Annotated in this window: 1 protein-coding gene; it reads left to right on the forward strand. The window is 72.5% G+C overall.

Going from position 1 to position 629, the window contains the following annotated elements; all coding sequences use genetic code 11:
* Window positions 1-629, forward strand: a 629-nt coding sequence (locus KVT32_RS28275; protein WP_217619224.1) for a glycosyltransferase, incomplete at both ends; no start/stop codon positions are given.

Here is a 629-nt window from a genome sequence, read left to right on the forward strand (position 1 = left end):
ATGGCTGGTGCAATTGCAAGACGACCCCGTTGCCCCCGAAACGGTGCGGGCATGGACCTCCTGGCGCGCCGCGCGGGGCCGGCATGCCGGCTACGACATCGTCCACGCCAACTTCTTCATGTCGGGCATGGTCGCCCAGCACCTGAAGCACACCCTCGGCATCCCTTTCGTCATCACCTTCCACGCCCTCGGGCACGTGCGGCGCCTGGCCCAGGGGGCGGCCGACGCCTTTCCCTCGGCGCGCATGCGCATCGAGAGCGCGCTGATGCGCCACGCCGACCGCATCATCGCCGAGTGCCCGCAGGACCGGCTCGACATGGAGCAGCTGTACGGCGCCCCCGCCGACCGCATCCGCATCGCGCCCTGCGGCTTCGACCCCGAGGAACTCTGGCCCGAGCCCCAGGACGAGGCGCGCGCGCGGCTCGGCATCTCCCCGGGGCGCTTCGTCGTGCTGCAGCTCGGGCGCATGGTGCCGCGCAAGGGCGTCGACACCGTGATCCAGGGCGTCGCCCTGCTGCGCGAGCGCCACGGTGTCGATGCCGAGCTGCTGGTGGTCGGCGGCGACCACGAACGTCCGGACGGGCGCGACCTGCCCGAGATGGCGCGGCTGCGCACGCTCGCGCAGCAGC

The organism is Achromobacter sp. GbtcB20, from assembly GCF_019091095.1.
GTDB lineage: Bacteria > Pseudomonadota > Gammaproteobacteria > Burkholderiales > Burkholderiaceae_B > Achromobacter > Achromobacter mucicolens.